Source organism: Paraburkholderia sp. 2C (assembly GCF_054589215.1).
This window is the reverse complement of sequence record NZ_BAAILL010000041.1, coordinates 31,731-47,751: the sequence shown is the minus strand read 5'-3', so window position 1 is coordinate 47,751 and position 16,021 is coordinate 31,731. Positions and strand designations below refer to the sequence as shown.

Annotated in this window: 15 protein-coding genes; 13 read left to right on the top strand and 2 right to left on the bottom strand. The window is 63.9% G+C overall.

The window, feature by feature from the left end:
* Positions 1 to 16: 16 nt before the first annotated feature.
* Positions 17 to 1,147 (bottom strand): AGE family epimerase/isomerase, encoded by a 1,131-nt coding sequence (locus ACYPXD_RS18805; protein ID WP_459714396.1) that lies wholly within the window; start codon positions 1,145 to 1,147, stop codon positions 17 to 19.
* A gap of 158 nt (positions 1,148 to 1,305) precedes the next feature.
* Here ACYPXD_RS18805 and ACYPXD_RS18800 point away from each other — a divergent pair, with 158 nt between their 5' ends.
* Positions 1,306 to 2,016 (top strand): MgtC/SapB family protein, encoded by a 711-nt coding sequence (locus tag ACYPXD_RS18800; protein WP_459714393.1) that lies wholly within the window; start codon positions 1,306 to 1,308, stop codon positions 2,014 to 2,016.
* Between the two features lie 69 nt (positions 2,017 to 2,085).
* Here the strand turns inward: ACYPXD_RS18800 and ACYPXD_RS18795 are convergent, their stop codons facing one another.
* Positions 2,086 to 2,775, bottom strand: a complete 690-nt coding sequence (locus ACYPXD_RS18795) for a hypothetical protein (RefSeq protein WP_459714391.1) — start codon at positions 2,773 to 2,775, stop codon at positions 2,086 to 2,088.
* 334 nt (positions 2,776 to 3,109) lie between these two features.
* Between ACYPXD_RS18795 and ACYPXD_RS18790 the strand changes: the two genes are divergently transcribed.
* The 12 genes from ACYPXD_RS18790 to ACYPXD_RS18735 all read left to right on the top strand — a co-directional run bounded on the left by ACYPXD_RS18790 (position 3,110) and on the right by ACYPXD_RS18735 (position 15,879).
* On the top strand, positions 3,110 to 4,270 hold the full coding sequence (locus tag ACYPXD_RS18790) for a TIGR03032 family protein (protein ID WP_459714389.1): 1,161 nt from the start codon (positions 3,110 to 3,112) through the stop codon (positions 4,268 to 4,270).
* A 729-nt stretch (positions 4,271 to 4,999) separates the two neighbouring features.
* The gene (locus ACYPXD_RS18785) at positions 5,000 to 6,733 is read left to right on the top strand and encodes a ShlB/FhaC/HecB family hemolysin secretion/activation protein (RefSeq protein WP_459714386.1); all 1,734 of its coding nucleotides are present in this window, start codon (positions 5,000 to 5,002) and stop codon (positions 6,731 to 6,733) included.
* 105 nt (positions 6,734 to 6,838) lie between these two features.
* Positions 6,839 to 8,590, top strand: coding sequence for a DUF2341 domain-containing protein (locus tag ACYPXD_RS18780; RefSeq protein WP_459714384.1), 1,752 nt, complete (start codon positions 6,839 to 6,841; stop codon positions 8,588 to 8,590).
* A gap of 69 nt (positions 8,591 to 8,659) precedes the next feature.
* Positions 8,660 to 9,064: an ExbD/TolR family protein gene (locus tag ACYPXD_RS18775; protein WP_175112243.1), complete on the top strand. Its 405-nt coding sequence runs from the start codon at positions 8,660 to 8,662 to the stop codon at positions 9,062 to 9,064.
* 52 nt (positions 9,065 to 9,116) lie between these two features.
* Positions 9,117 to 9,842 carry a TonB C-terminal domain-containing protein gene (locus ACYPXD_RS18770; RefSeq protein ID WP_459714381.1) on the top strand — a complete coding sequence of 242 codons (726 nt, stop codon included), beginning with the start codon at positions 9,117 to 9,119 and terminating at the stop codon, positions 9,840 to 9,842.
* Between the two features lie 72 nt (positions 9,843 to 9,914).
* Positions 9,915 to 11,747, top strand: coding sequence for a putative porin (locus ACYPXD_RS18765; protein ID WP_459714379.1), 1,833 nt, complete (start codon positions 9,915 to 9,917; stop codon positions 11,745 to 11,747).
* A gap of 8 nt (positions 11,748 to 11,755) precedes the next feature.
* Positions 11,756 to 12,475, top strand: a complete 720-nt coding sequence (locus ACYPXD_RS18760) for a hypothetical protein (protein ID WP_459714377.1) — start codon at positions 11,756 to 11,758, stop codon at positions 12,473 to 12,475.
* 125 nt (positions 12,476 to 12,600) lie between these two features.
* Complete coding sequence (locus ACYPXD_RS18755; RefSeq protein WP_459714375.1) at positions 12,601 to 13,137, top strand: YbjN domain-containing protein; 537 nt, start codon at positions 12,601 to 12,603, stop codon at positions 13,135 to 13,137.
* On the top strand, positions 13,134 to 13,628 hold the full coding sequence (locus ACYPXD_RS18750) for a hypothetical protein (protein WP_459714373.1): 495 nt from the start codon (positions 13,134 to 13,136) through the stop codon (positions 13,626 to 13,628). Before ACYPXD_RS18755 ends, ACYPXD_RS18750 begins: the two co-directional genes overlap by 4 nt.
* A 122-nt stretch (positions 13,629 to 13,750) precedes the next feature.
* On the top strand, positions 13,751 to 14,641 hold the full coding sequence (locus tag ACYPXD_RS18745) for a peptidylprolyl isomerase (RefSeq protein WP_459714371.1): 891 nt from the start codon (positions 13,751 to 13,753) through the stop codon (positions 14,639 to 14,641).
* A gap of 23 nt (positions 14,642 to 14,664) precedes the next feature.
* Complete coding sequence (locus ACYPXD_RS18740) at positions 14,665 to 15,450, top strand: hypothetical protein (protein WP_459714369.1); 786 nt, start codon at positions 14,665 to 14,667, stop codon at positions 15,448 to 15,450.
* Between the two features lie 12 nt (positions 15,451 to 15,462).
* Complete coding sequence (locus tag ACYPXD_RS18735) at positions 15,463 to 15,879, top strand: hypothetical protein (protein WP_459714367.1); 417 nt, start codon at positions 15,463 to 15,465, stop codon at positions 15,877 to 15,879.
* Positions 15,880 to 16,021 lie beyond the last annotated feature (142 nt).

Here is a 16,021-nt window from a genome sequence, read left to right as displayed (position 1 = left end):
AGGCCGCGTTTCAGCTTTAGAGCGCCGCGTAGGCTGTCGCGAGGTGATAAGGCGTCGTCGACGGCATATCGTCGCGCGTCACTTCGCCTGCGGCCGTCTTGCATTCGAACCAGCCTTGCGGGCTCAGAAAGCGTTCGCTGAAGCGCTCGATCTGCCGCGGCAGCGCGGCGCGCACGCCCGCATCGGGATGGACCGCGAGTGCGCGCAAGTACTCGGATTGCGCCCAGATACGCTGGGTCGCGTCCCTCGTCGTCCCCTGTTCGTCGAGCGCCAGCGCGACGCCGCCCGTGGCGGCGTCCACGCCGTGCCGCTGGGCAAAAAGGAATGCGCGCGAAAGCGGCTCGTCGAGGCCCGATTGCTCGAGCAGCGCGCCCGCTTGCCGTACGAGCCAGAACCATTCGAACTGATGCCCGGGCTCGAGCCAGTTGTCCGCGCTGCCGATCGGCAGTTCCGCGATGCAACTGGTCGGCGTATGCACGAACGCGCGTGCGACCGCGTTGCACAGGCGCTCGAGCGCGGTATCGAACGCGGCGTCGCCGGTTGCCTGCCGCGCGGCGAGCCACGCTTCGGTCAGATGCATGAGCGGGTTTTGCAGCGGTGCGCCTGTTACGGTCGAGAAGTCCGCGTTCAGTGCCGCGTTGAAGAGACCGTGCAAATTGCCCGCGGCAAGCGACCTGGCATGTGCCCCATCGTGCACCGCAAAACGCTCTTCGATCACCGACGAGGTGCGATGTACGATATCGAACGCGTCGCGATTGCCCGAGCGCGCGCCATATTCGGCACACGCGAACACGACGAATGCATGCGTGTACAGGTCCTTCGTCGTATCGAGCGGCGCGCCTTGCGCGTCGACGCTATAGAACCATCCGCCGTGCCGGTTGTCCTGAAAGTAATGAAGCAGCGCTTCGAAAAGCCGTTGCGCGTGATCGGTGTCGCCGGCCTGCGCAAATACGAACAGCTGACGCGCACAGGCCATCGCGCGATAACGGACGGCCGGCAGCGGCCGTCGGCCGTCGGCGGCGAGCGCTTCATAGGGCAGGTTCAGCGCCTCGTTGAAACCGGCGCTGCGCCAGGTCGGCAGGACGACGCGTGCAAAATGTTCGCGCAGCGAAAGCGCGGAGACAGTCGTCGAAGCAGATGAACTCATGTTGCGAATTGAAGGTTGAAATAAGGCGTGCCGCTCTTGGGCGGCGCGCAGCCGGCACGCAGCCGGCACGGGAAGGCAAGCGAATAACCTGCTATGGTACGCCGCTCAGGGCCGGCGCGGACCGCATCTTGCTTGACGAACAAAAACAGGGGGTGAATATGCCAGGGAATCTTGAACTTATCGCACGCCTCGTGATGGCGGCCGCGCTTGGCAGCGTAATCGGTTTCGAGCGCGAACGCCTTTCGTGGGCGGCGGGGCTGCGCACGCATATGCTCGTGTGCGTCGGCTCGGCGCTGATCATGATCGTATCCGCGTTCGGCTTCTTCGATGTACTGCAGAACGAACACGTTGTGCTCGATCCGTCGCGGGTCGCCGCGCAGGTCGTATCGGGGATCGGCTTTCTCGGCGCGGGATCGATTCTATTGCGCGGCGAGATCGTCCGCGGGCTGACGACGGCCGCGAGCTTATGGTCGGTCGCAGCCATTGGCCTTGCGGTCGGCGGCGGCCTGTACACCGCATCGATCGCGGCGACGATCATCATCCTGGTCATTCTCGCCGGTATCAAGCCGATCGAGCGGCGCTTCATCACCGTGAAGCAGCGGCGCCAACTGACAGTGCTCGTTGAGCGCGGGACACTGACGTTTCACTCGCTGCACGATGCACTGGGGCCATCGGCGGTGCGCGTCAAGCAGTTCGTCGTGCAGCAGTGCGACGACTCGCCCGAGCTCGACGAAGTGGCGATCGTGTTCAGCCGTGTGTCGTCGCAGGAGTACAAGGCGGTGTGTGAGCAGCTGCGGCAGTTTCCCGGCGTGAAGGAGTTTCGCGACAACGGCAGTGGGGCTGGCAGTGACTACGGCACGCGGACCTGATGCTGAGCGCTCGCAATCTGCCGGCATTCGCGGCTGTTTTGCTCGGCCCGATCGAGCTGAACGCGGGCATCATTGGCCGTCGCCGCGCCCATCGATCGTCGATCCGGAATCGGACGGCCCGCGCTCGGACAGGCCGCGCTCGAACGGCTCGCGCTCGGCGGCCTGAGCTTGAGCCCGCTCCGCGCGCTCGGGTGCGAACGTCCCGCGCGAAATCCGATACCAGATCGGCACCTCGAACGCGAGCCACGCATGCAGCACGCATGCATGCGCGAACGACAGCACGCAGAACACCGCCGTTGCGCCGAGTGTCCACTGCAACTGTGCTAGCGAACCGGCGAAGTGCGTCGTATGCCCGCTCGGCAGCAGCGGCCCCGCGATGTCTTCGAGAATGCCCGTGCCCCAGACGAGCATCATGAAGAGCGCGCCCCCGACAAACGCGCTCACGCCGAAGTAGCGCAACGCCACGCGCACGCGACTGCCGAACGGCCGCCGATGATGCCGCTGATTCCCGTCGACGATCGCCAGCGCGTTGGTCAGCGCCACCACCGCCATCGCTGACGGCCAGAAGTACGGGCAATCGCTGTGCGCATTGATCAGCAGCAGGATGCCGATCACCGTGAATGGCGGCGCAAGCAGCGTGTTGGCAACCCACGACGCGCCCTGCCACAGATGCCACGGATTGCGCCAGCGCAGCGGAAACGGCGTGTCGCCGCGCTCGCGCGATGCGAAGCGCGCGCCGAAAGAACGCAGCCGCTTCATGCTCAAAGGCACGGGGTTCCCCTAAACCGACCCGCTTTGCCGTCATCGCCGGCCGCGCGCCGCGCCGCGCCGCCGCCTGCGTTGCGGCACGTATCGTTGCAAGCGCAACTGCCCGGCATTGCGCGCGTCTTAGGCTCGGAAATCATGGGGTTCGAAAGGTCTTTTTTGTCTGTGTCTACTGCTTGGACGGATCGGACCTGCAGAACCCGCACACTTTTACGCGAGTGCGCATATCCATTCTTTCTGTCACATGCTTGACTCAAAACATGCGCTACCTTGAAAAAAGACCCATTCGAGCGATCGAATGCAGCACACGCAAATAAAAGGAAAAGTAGTGGAGCAGTCTCCGCACGATGCCGCAGCCAACCCCACGCAGACAGACCCCATAGAAGCGCCGCTGATCAACTTGCGCGATACCGGGCGTTTTCTCGACGTGCTTGCATCGCTGAAGTGTTCGCTCGCCATCAGCCGGCGCCCTTCAGGCGTCGCGATTCTCGGGGTCGAGAACGGCATACCGACGCTGTCCGCCTGCCAGTTGCCGCGCTCGATGGGACTTGCAGTGGGCGGCAAACGCCTTGCGATCGCAACGATTCACGAGCTGATGATTTTTGCGAATGTGTCGTCGCTCGCGCCGCTTTATCCGGAGCGGCCGAATCATTACGACGCGATGTATGTGCCGCGGATGTCCCACTATACGGGCGACCTCGATTTGCACGATATGGCGTTCGACAAGCAGATCGTGCTCGCGGTGAATACGCGCTATTCGTGCATCAGCGTGATCGACGGCTACTTCAATTTCACGCCGATCTGGCAGCCGCCTTTTGTCACCGAATTCGGTCCCGACGATCGTTGCCATCTCAACGGTATGGCGTTCCACGAATCGAAAGTGCGCTACGTGACCGCGCTCGGCGAAACGAACACGCCGTTCGGCTGGCGTAAGGGCATGGCCGACGGCGGCATCGTGATGGAAGTGCCGTCGGGGCGCATTATCGCGAACGGTCTTTCGATGCCGCACTCTCCGCGCATCATCAACGGGCAGCTCCATGTGCTCGAAGGCGGACGCGGCGCGCTGTTGCGCATCGATCCCGCCACGGGCGCGAAAGAAGTCGTCGCGAAACTGCCCGGCTTTACGCACGGGCTCGCCGAATATCGCGGCGTGCTTTTCATCGGGCTGTCGAAGCTGCGCATGAAGCGCGGCCCGCAAGGCTTGCCGATCGAAGCGGAGCGCGACGAACTCGTCGCGGGCGTCGCCGCCGTCGACCTCGCGAGCGGCGAACTGCTCGGCATTCTCGAGTTTTACAACGGTGTCGAAGAAATACTCGACGTGCAGGTGCTGCCCGATGTGTTGCGCGCGGAGATTCTGAATCCGCGCCAGTGGGCGCAGATGCCGTCGATCACCACGATGCGCGGCGGCTTCTGGCAGCAAAGGCCGCGCGAAGAAGACGAAGAGGCGGTCAAGGCTGTGCGGGATCCGGAGGAAGCAGCCGGTCGGTAACGGTCTCGCCATATCGGCAGTGCAGTATCGCTACGCGGCTCGATCCGGGCGGTCGTGACCGCGTCGTTGCGCCGGTGCGCTGGTGTGCAATGTGTGTGCAGCACGTGTCAGCAGTATGGAAATGCAGACGTTTTCCGTCTGCCATCACGCTGCGACGAAAGTTTGCGGGTTCGCGAGTTCCAGTACGTCTGGATAGACAGGGAGGCAAAAAGCCTTCAGCCGTTGTCATCCCGTCAATGAACCTGCCGGTCGCCGCATGCGCAAGCGGCGACGGCCGGCAGCGCAATTCAGGTGGTCCGCGTATTCGACCCCGTCGGATTGTCCAAACAAAAAAATGCGGTTTCGTGCGGTTCGCTCCGTCTATGCAAATAGATGCGTCGGTTCGAATGCGGCTTGAGTGACCGGCATGCGTAACACGTAGTGTGGAACCTGAGCATTCCGGCTGTTCCGGTGCATATCGCCAAGCGATTTGCCGGCGTGGCCTGCGGCCAACGCGGTTGGATTTTCGCGAATGCGAAAGTCGTCTGCGCCGATTGAAGAGTCTTGAAGAGTCAATAAGCAGGCGATGGGAAAACAGTTTGTGTGGCGCCGGAGAGAGACCAGGTTAACTATTTAGGAATACTGAGCCGCTGTCATCAAATTGACCTGAAACACGTATAACGCAAGCGACGCGAAGTGCTGCAAGCGAACCGATAACGCTGAGAATTTCAAGCAATCAAGGGGTGGCGCATGACGCCGGTAGTAGACGGGGAATCGAATAACCGGATCGGGCAGTGCCTGGCGGGTGCACTGCTCGTAGGCGGGATCACGCTTGCGCCGCTCGCGCAGGCGCAAACACAAACCGACACGCAGGCAACGGCTCAGGGAACGGCGCAAACGGGCGGGCGAGCACAGGCATCGACAACGAAACAGGTAACTGAGCAGGCAACCGAGCAGGCAAATACGCAGGCAACCCGGGCAGCGGCCAATCCGCCGCCCACCTTCGACGTCAACGAGTTCATCGTGCGAGGCAATACGACGCTGCCGTCCATCGAGATCGAAAAAGCGGTCTATCCGTTCGAAGGACCGGGTAAGACGCTTGCCGACGTCAATGCCGCGCGCGATGCGCTGCAGAAGGTCTATCAGGACAACGGGTACCAGTCGGTGGTCGTCGAGTTGCCCGCGCAGCAGGTGAAAGGCGGTGTGATTCTGCTGCAAGTGGTCGAGGCGAAAGTGGGGCGCTTGCGCGTCGAGGGCTCGAAGTACAACTCGCCGCAGGAGATTCGCGATGCGGTGCCGGCGCTCGCGGAAGGCACGGTGCCCGATTTCAACGCCGCGCAACGACAGCTGACCGACCTCAACAAATCGCAGGACCGTCAGGTGATTCCGGTGCTGAAAGCCGGCGCATTGCCGCAAACGGTCGATGTCGACCTCAAGGTCGACGATCACAATCCGCTGCACGGCAGCATCGAACTGAACAACGACCACAGCCCCGACACATCGGAGCTGCGCACGGTCGCCGCGCTGAGCTATTCGAACCTGTGGCAGCTCGGCCACGTGATTTCCGGCAGCTTCCTGCTCGCGCCGCAGCATCCGCAGGACGCGAAGGTCTACACGTTCTCGTATCTCGCGCCGCTGCAGGGCACGCACTGGAGCCTGCTTGCCACCGCCTATCACTCGGACAGCAACGTCGCATCGCTCGGCAACACGACGGTGCTCGGCAAGGGCACGTCGTTCGGCTTGCAGGCGATCTACGCATTGCCGTCGACCGACACGTATTCCGAATCGGCGACCGTTGAAATCGACCACAAGCATTTCGACGAAAACGACATCTTCGCGGGCACATCGTCGCAAGCGCCGATCACGTACGTGCCGGTCACGTTCGCGTACAACGGCCAGTTGAACCTGAAGAACTCGCAGACCGCGTTCTCGGTTTCGCTGACCACCAACCTGCGCGGCGCCAGCAGCAGCGCGGACGACTTCGACAACAAACGCTTCGACGCGACCGCTGACTTCATCTACGGCAAGTTCGACGTCAATCACACGCAGAACCTGCCGCGCGATATGCAACTGAACGCGCACGTCACAGGCCAGATCGCGAACTCGCCGCTCGTCTCGAGCGAGCAGTTCGCGGCAGGCGGCATCACCACCGTGCGCGGCTATCTGTCCGCGGAAAACACCGGGGACAGCGGCGTGATCGGTTCGCTCGAACTGCGCAGTCCGTCGGTCGCGAAATATTTCAACGGATCGATCGTGAACGAATGGCGCTTCCATGCGTTCGTCGATTCCGCGCATCTGTGGTTGTTGAGCCCGCTTCCGGAGCAGGAGTCGTCTTTCAACATGCTGTCCGTCGGTATCGGCACGCGCCTGCAGTTGCTGAAGTACGCGAGCGCCGACCTCGAAATGGCGTTCCCGATGAAGTCCGGGACCTTCACGAAAGCGTATAGCCCGCACTTCGACTTCTATGTGCGCGCGAGTTTTTAACCTGGCCGGTTTCTTTAAATGTGTTGGGCCGGCCGTGTACCGGCCGGTTTATCGGGGGATTTGACTGTGAAGCGAGCTTGGTTGGTATTACTGACGGTGGCCTTCATGTGGCTGCCAGGGGTGGCGAATGCGTGGTGGCAGAACGACTGGTCGTTCCGCAAATCGATCACGATCGACACCACGCCGAAGGGCGGCAATATCGCGGAGTCGGCCGGACGCGTGCCGCTGCTGATCCGTCTGCATTCAGGCAACTTCCAGTTCGACGGCTTGCAGGACAGCGGCGCCGATATCCGCTTCGTCGCCGCCGACGACAAGACGCCGCTCAACTATCACATCGAACAGTACGACCCGGTGCTCGGCGTGGCGCTCGTCTGGGTGGACGTGCCGCAGTTTCCCGCCGGCGCGACAGAAAACATCTGGATGTACTACGGCAACAGGAAAGCGCCGGACGGCGCGAAGCCGGCCGAGACGTTCGACCCCGATTACACGCTCGTCTATCACTTCAACGGTGCATCGGGTGCGCCGACAAAGGATCTGACCGCGTATGCGAATAACGCGCAGAACGCAGCGTCGCGCATCGTCGAAGACGGCATCGTCGGCAAGGCTGCGCAATTCGATGGCAAGACGCCGGTGAATCTCGCGGCGAGCCCGTCGCTGGCCATTCCGGCAGGCGGCAAGTTCACGTTCAGCGCATGGGTGAAGCCCGCCGCGCTCGCGCCGCAAACGCTGCTGTTCGCGCGCCGCGACGGCGCCAACGGCGTGCTGATCGGGCTCGACAACGGCGTGCCGTTCGCCGAAGTGGACGGCGGCGCCGCACCGGCCCGCACGCCCGCCACGGCGCCGATCGCCGCCGGCCAGTGGTCGCATATCGCGGTGACCGCCGACGGCACGAACCTCACGCTCTACGTGGGCGGCCATCAGGTCGCGCAGGTCGCTGCCGCGCTGCCCGCGCTGAACGGTGCGGCCGCCATCGGCGGCGACGTCGCGGGCGGCGCCGGCAGCGGCTACGTCGGCGAGATCGACGAACTGCGCCTGTCGAAGGTCGCGCGGTCGGCCACGCTGATCGGCATCGACGCAATGAGCCAGGGTTCCGAATCGAAGCTGGTCGCCTACGGCGCCGACGAGAAGCAGTCGGGCTTCGGCTTCGGCTACTTCGGCGTGATCGTGAAGTCGGTGACCGTCGACGCATGGGTCGTCATCGTCATCCTGCTCGCGATGGCATTCACGTCGTGGGTCGTGATGTGGAACAAGGCGAAGTACGTGGGCACCGTCGACAAGGCGAACGCCTTCTTCGTGAAGCGCTTTCGCGAAGTCGCGGGCCGTCATCTGGTCGGCCTCGCGCATACCGACGAGCGCTCGGAAGACGGCAAGCGTCTGCGCCACTCGTCGCTGTATCGCCTCTATCGCGCGGGGGTGTCGGAAATCCACAGCCGCGTCGATGAGAACGGCCGCACGGTCATCACCACCGAGTCGATCGAAGCGATCCGCGCCACGATGGACGCGACGCTCGTGCGCGAAAACCAGCGCCTCTCGAAGTCGATGGTTTTGCTGACGATCGCCATTTCCGGCGGCCCGTTCCTCGGCCTGCTCGGCACCGTGGTCGGCGTGATGATCACGTTCGCCGCGATCGCCGCCGCCGGCGACGTCAACGTGAACGCGATCGCACCGGGTATTGCCGCCGCGCTGCTCGCCACGGTCACTGGTTTGTTCGTCGCGATTCCCGCGCTGTTTGGCTACAACTATCTGCTCATTCGCAACAAGAACGTGACCGCGAACATGCAGGTGTTCGTCGACGAGTTCGTTACGCGTCTCGCGGAAGCGCATCGCAGCGTGGACCACGCGATCGCCGCCGATTGATGAAAGAGACGCAACCGCACAAGACACACGACATGCGCCGCAGCACGCAACAACGGAGGGCGTAACGCCATGCAAGTTCAGGACGACGACAAGCCGTACGACGACATCAACATCACGCCGATGCTGGACCTCGCGTACGTACTGCTGATCATCTTCATCATCATGACCACCGCGTCGGTGCAGGGGATCAAGGTCGATCTGCCGAAGGCGAGTTCGTCGGCAAGTCTCGCCAAGCCGCAGACGAAAGCGATCACCGTATCCGACTCGGGGCAGATCTTCCTCGACGCGTATCCGGTGACGATGGACGAGCTCGAAAACCGGCTGCGCACGATCAAGGCGACGACACCCGATGCGCCGATCGTGCTGAAGGGCGACTCGGCGGTCGCGTACCAGAAGGTGATGGATGTGCTCGATCTGCTGCGCCGGCTCGATCTGACGCAAGTGGGTCTCGTGACGGGCAAGCAGAAATCATGACACGCGCGCGCAGCAGCAGCAGCAGCGGCAGCGGCAGCCGGAGGCTTCGCTCATGGAAATGACCTACGAGGGCGGCCACGGCGGCGATCCCGACGACGAGAAGAAGGGCCTCAAGCGCTTCGTGAAGCCGGCGATCTACGTGATCGTGCTGGCCGGCGTCGGCTTTGCCGTGTGGCGCTTTGCGAACGACACGGCCGGCGTGAAGCGCGCCGAAGCACCGCGCGTGACGACGGTGATTCCGGTGCCGCCGCCACCGCCGCCACCGCCGCCGAAGATCAAGCCGCCGCCCGAGAAGCAGCCGGAGGTGCAGACGCCGGTGCCGAAGCCGACCGCGACGCCCAAGCCCGCGGAAGCGCCGAAGCCGATGGACAACATGCCGAAGCAGATGACGATGAACGCGCCCGCGCAAGCCGGCACGGACAACTTTGCGATTGCGGCCGGCGACGGTTCGGGCATGGCCGGCAGCGGTACCGGCAACGGCGGCTTCGGCAACGCCACTTACTCGCAATACCTCGTGTACGCGCTGCAGCAGGCCGTCGAGCGCGACAAGAGCGTGCAGGAAGCAGGGGAGGGTTTGCGCTTTTCGGTCGGCGTGAATCTGTGGCTCGAGCCGTCGGGACGCATCGTCAAGGTGACGATCGGCCAGTCCACTGGCGACGCGAAGCTCGACGACGCCGTCGTCAGCGCGCTGCAGGTGCTCGGCAAGCTCGACGAACCGCCGCCGCCGTCATGGCAATACCCGGTGCGGCTCAACTTACAGGGGCATCAGCCGGGCTGACGCGAATCGCGGGGGCGATTGGTGAGCCATGCGGGGCCAGTAGAAAAATCAGCAGTTATGCGGAGAATCAGAATGATTCAAAAGATGGTGTTACGGGGTGGCGGGCAGCATGGCGGGGGGAAAGCGATCCGCCGCACGCGGATCAATTTCGCGGTGCTGGCGGCACTGGGGATGTCGTTGACCGCGGGCGCGCATGCGCAATCGCTCGAGACGCAGGCGGCAAATCGGGCAGCAACGCCGGCAGGAAGCGGTGCAGCCGCGCCGACCGAAAGCACGGTAATCAACCTGATCAACCTGCTGGTCAAGCGCGGCGTGCTTACGCAGCAGAATGCGAACGACCTGATCTCGCAGGCGCAGGCCGAAACCGCGCAGGCGAAAGCGGCCGCCGCGCGTCCGCCGGTGCCGGTGGTCGCGAATGCGCCGACGCAGCCGGGCGACGTTGCGGTGCCGTACGTGCCGCAAGTCGTGCGCGATCAGATCCGCGACCAGGTAAAGCAGGAAGTGGTCGCACAGGCGAAGGCGGAAAACTGGGCGCAGCCCAACACGTTCCCGGACTGGGTGTCGCGCATCAAGATCGACGGCGATCTGCGCATACGCGATCAGTTCGACTTCTACTCGCCGCGCAACGTGACGGGTGTGACGGACTTCGGCGCGATCAACCGCATGGGCGGCTTCGACTTCACGGGCAATACGCCGGGTGAAGGCGCACCGCCGTCCATCAATACGACGACGAACCGTTCGAACCTGTTCAGCGTGCGTGCGCGTCTCGGCGTCACGGCGCAGATTGCCGACGGCCTGAGCTCCGGCATCCAGCTCGCGTCGGGTAACGACAACGATCCGGTTTCGACGACGCAGCTGCTCGGCGGCGGCTTCGACAAGAAAAACATCTGGCTGAACAAGGCGTACGTCACATATTCGCCGACCTCGTGGATGTCGCTGACCGCGGGCCGCTTCGACAATCCGTTCTTCTCGTCGGACCTGCTGTTCGATCCTGACCTCGAGTTCGACGGATTCGCGGCGAATTTCCGGCATGCGTTGCCGACGACCGCGGACATCACGCTGTTCGGCACGCTCGGTGCGTTCCCGGTGCAGTACGGCGACGACAACTTCCCGTCGAACAGCCCGGTGAAAGAGGGCAGCGATACGAAGTGGCTGTTCGCCGGCCAGTTCGGCGCCGAATGGAAGATCAACGAGACGAACCGCCTGAAGGGCGCGATTGCGTACTACGACTTCCAGAACTCGCGCGGCGAGCTGTCGTCGCCTTGCGCGCTGTTCCTCGGCGCGACGAGCTGTAGCACCGACAACGATGCGCCGGACTTTATCCAGAAGGGCAATACGCTGATCGCGCTGCGCAATATCGTGCAGAACCCGAACCTCGCGCCGGGAACCACGCCCGAGCCGCAGCTGTTCGGTCTCGCGTACAACTATCGTCTGTTCGACGCGAAGCTCGAATGGGATACGAAGCTGATGGACCGCTATAAGGTGCGGCTCGACGGCGAGTACGTGCGCAACCTCGCGTTCGACGCGAACAAGGCGCTCAATGCGGCGTCGCCGCCGGTCAACAACTTCAACACGGCGAGCTCGACGGTATCGGCATCCGACTATCGCAGCGGCGGCAACGGCTTTATGTTCAAGATGACGCTCGGCGAGCCGGACACGGTCGAGAAGGGCCAGTGGAACTTCTCGGTCGCATATAAGTACTTGCAGCCGGACGCGGTGCTCGATGCGTTCACCGATTCGGACTTCCACCTCGGCGGTACGAATGCGAAGGGTTATGTGATCGGCGCGCAGTATGCGGTCGCGCGCGATGCGTGGCTGTCCGCGCGTTACCTGAGCGCACGCGAAGTGTATGGGCCGCCGCTGCTGATCGACGTGCTGCAGCTCGAGCTTAATGCGAGATTCTGAGGCTGACCATGCGAAAACGTCTATTGAGCGTGGCAAGCGGCTGCGTCAGTGCCGCGCTGTTCTGTGCATCGCTGCCGGCACATGCGCAAAGCGGCAGCCTCGAAGACCGGTTGCGCGCGCAACTACGTTCGACCGTCGAGCAGCTGCGGCAGCTGCAGGATACGCAGGCGCAACTGCAAGCGGACAAGGCGTCGGCCGAGCAGCAGCGTGACAAGGCGCTCGCCGACCTGAAAGCCGCGCAGGGCGAGCTCGATGCGGCGAAGGGCAAGTCGGGCGCGCAGGAGCAGGCCGAGCGCTCGCTCGCTGCCGAGCGCGCGAGTCACGCGAAGGATTCGACGGAGCTGACGAAGGTGAAGGCCGCGTATGACGCGCTGCTTGCCGAATCGCACACGCAGGACGCGCAGCGCAAGCAGGTGCAAAGCGAGCTGAAGGCGCGCGACACGCAACTGCAGACCTGCCAGGCGAAGAATGTGCAGCTGTACAAGGTCGGACACGACATTCTCGATGCATACGAGCATGTCGATCTGGGCACCTTCATGAAGACGCGCCAGCCGTTCGCGCAAAGTGCGCGCGTGAAGTACGACGAGATCGGGCAGCAGTACGGCGATCAGCTGTATGCGGGCAAATACGATCCGAATGCACTGCCGGCGCCTGCCGCGGCAGGATCGGGAACCAGCGCGGGAGCGAGCGCGGGAACGCCCGCGCCTGCAGCGGCGCCATCGAAATAACACAGTCACGAAGGCGTCGCACCATACGCGGTTAAGCATGGCATTCCGCTCGACGCAGTTATTGCCGTAGCCCGTGAACGCCATCGGACCGTTCACACAATCGGATCGAAACAACAGGAAACGATATGACGACCGCAGCAAAAGCAGCAGTGAAGAAGGGGAACGACGAGATGTTCATCGAAGCCGTCAGCGTCGATCAGCTGGCCGATGTATTCAAGGCAGCGGGCTACCGTGTGACGCCGGCCGAGCAGAATGGCGCCGTGCAGCTGATGAGCGCGAGCCAGGGGGTCGGCTTTGCGGTGCGCTTCGGCAATCCGGGCACCGAAGCGGGCACGTTCCTCGACTTCACGCTGAGCTGCGCGCTGCAGGTACAGGGTGAATTGCCCGCGGAAATCGTCGCGAGCTGGAACCGCACGAAGCGCTTCGCGCGGCTCTGGGAGCAGGCGCCGTTTCTCGTGCTCGAAATGGACGTGGTGGTGGCGGGCGGCATCAGCGAGCGCAATCTGCGTTCGCTGATCGAACTGTGGGATCGCCTGATTCGCGAATTCCTGCTGCATCTGCGCAACCGGCCGGCGATGGCCGCGGCCGAAGCCGGCGCGGGCGTCACGGTGGCGGGTCTCGCGAGCGTCGCGACGGACGCGTCGAAGGCCGGCGCGCAATGAACAGGCCGGGCAAGCCCGGCGTAGCGGGCGCGCTCGGTGCCGCGCTGCTGGCGTTCACGCAAAGCGTGTGGGCCGGCGCGGGCGCGCAGCACGTCAGCATCGAGAAGGCGCCGCAAGCGTGGCTTGCCTATGCGCAGCGCGTGTCGGAAACGCTGCAGACAGCGCTTTCGTCCGACACGGACACCGCGCGCCGCTTCAACGACTACTTCAGCAACTGGGTCGACACCGACGCCGGCGCGCTGGCTCAAGCGCCGCAATCGCAACAGGCGGCGGACGACGCACCGTTGCCGTTCGATCCGCCGACGCTGAAAGTGCGCGTGTGGCTCGATCGCACGGGGCAAGTCGAGCAGGTGCAATTCGACGATATCGGCGACGATGCGGCCGAAGCGGACCTGCGTTCGCTTCTGCTGGCACAGACCGTTGGTGCGCCGCCGCCGCGCACGATGAAGCAGCCCGTCGTCGTACGGTTGTCGGTGGGCGCCGGGATGTGAAGCATCGGACACCGGCTGCCGATGCCGCATAGATGCATAGATGCGTGCGCAACCAGGTGAACGCTTGCATCGGGCAGGCGCATCGGCAGCCGGCCAATTTTTTCAGCAGTGGGAGTGCGAAAGTGAAGACAGTTGCCATGGTGGTGGGAAGCGCAGTGTTCGCGTTGTCATGCGCGGCGCATGCGAAGGACGATGTCGTCGCGCGCGCAGGCGACGCGACCGTCACGCAAGCCGATATGACGCAGTTCCTGCAGTCGTTGAGCCCCGATGTCAGGACGCGTCTCGCGGCCGACCCGACGAAGCTCGATCAGCTCGTGCGCGCGAAGCTCGCGACGACGGCCGTGCTCGCCGAAGCACACGCGAAGGGCTGGGACAAGCAGCCGCAAGTGACGGCGCTGATCGACGAAGCGCGCCGCGACGTGATTCTGCGCAGCTATCTCGCATCGGTCTCGGTGCCGCCCGCCGACTATCCGTCCGACGCGGACATTCAGGCCGCGTACAGCCGCAATCCTCAGCTGTTCACATTGCCGCACGCGGTACGGCTATCGCAGATCTATATCGCGACGTCGGCCAACGCCGATGCGGCAACGCTCGACAAGGCGCGCAAGCAGGCAACCGATCTCGCGCGTCAGGCGCGCGCGTCGGGGGCCGATTTCGCCGCGCTCGCGAAGGCTAATTCGCAGGAGCCGCAAAGCGCGGCGAACGGCGGCGATATGGGCTTCGTGCCCGATGGGCTCCTGATGCCGGAAATCCGCAAGGCGGTCGAAGGAATGAAGACGGGCGACATCGCGGGTCCGCTGCAGACGTCGTCGGGCTTTCATGTGATCAAGCTGACCGATACGCGCGCGCAAAGCGTGCGTCCGCTTGCCGACGTGAAGGAACAGTTGCGCGCGCAACTGCGTCAGCAACGCGAAGCGCAGAACGCGCAGGCGTATATGGCGAAGCTCGCGAGTCCGTCGGCTGCGCCGATCGATGAAGACGCGCTGAAGAAAGCGCTCGCCGCGGTTCACTGACCGGCGCGCAAGGGGCCAAGCGAGTGAGCACGGGAACCTCGTCCGACATTGCGCGGCCGCTCGACGCGGTCAACGTCGGGAGCCACGGCTTTCACGTCGTCGGTGCGCACTACGGTGCCGGCGACAAGTCGAGCCTGCATTGTCCCGTTTGCTTCGGCGAACTGACGCCGCTCGCCGACGGCGGCACGGGCCCGCGCTTTCGCCATCTGATTGCGTACGACGAAGAGCGCTGCCCGCTATCCACGCTGTCGTACCAGCCCGAAGCGCCGAGCGTGCGCCGCAGGCGCGACGCCACGCTCGAGCACGAACAGCGCGGTGTATTTGTCGAAAACTGGCAGCGTCATTTCCAGGTCATGCGTCGCGCGGCGCCGTCGGTCACGGTGCGGCGTTTCATCTATCTCGTCGGTTACGCCGACGTAATGAACCTCTGGTCGTATCCGTCGCTCGAACAACATGACTTGCCTTATGTGCTGCTGACGCTGGCCCAATTCATGCGCGCCGGTGCAATGGGCGGCAGGCCGGTCTGGGTGCGTTTCTGCTTCGATGCGACGGTGCGCGATGTCGGCGACCTGTGGACGCAGCGCGGGCCGCAGGCGCGGCTCTTCAAGATGATGTACCACGCGCCGCGCGAAACACCGTTTCCGACTTCGAGGCAATTGATCCATTATGAAACGGTGCGTCGCGACACCTCCTTCCTCGAGACTCCGCCGCCCTGGATGAAACGGGCCGATGTGAAGGAGTTCCAGCGCTTTGCCGCGGCCGGCCGCCCGCCGGTCGACAGGGAGCGCGCCGATACGGGGACATCATGAGAGGAACTTGTGATGAAACTGCGTAAACGTGTGGTGCGGCTGGTGGTGAGGTTATCGATTCCCGTTGCAGGGGCCGTATCGATGGGCGCGATGGTTGGCGCGGCGTGGGCGCAAAACGCGCCTGCCGACGCCGGCACGGACGCGGCTTCCACGCAGGCCGCGGCGCCGAACAACGGCAAGCGGGTATGCGTGAATGCGGAAGTGAACGGCGTGCAGGCGCTTTCGTACGATTGCCTGAGCCAGCAGCTTGCGCCCACGCCGAGCGCCGCGGCAAGCGGCATCAGTGCCGCCGAAGCGCTGGCGAAGTCGCCGTCGAATCAGGTCGGCACATTCAACTATTCGGCCGAGAGCATTCGCTTCGGCAATGCGTGGGGTAAATCCGCGACGCCGCAGCGGCCCGGGACACCGGCCCCCGCGCCGGTCAAATGACGCCGTAACGAAAAAGCGGCGCCGCGCCCGGGTGGTTTTTCGACAATGCGAACGAATTTATGACAGCCGCAAGACGTGGTGGTGAACGGGGTGGAGCGCGGAATGCAGTGCGGGCAACGATATTCGTTGCGCTCGCATCGAT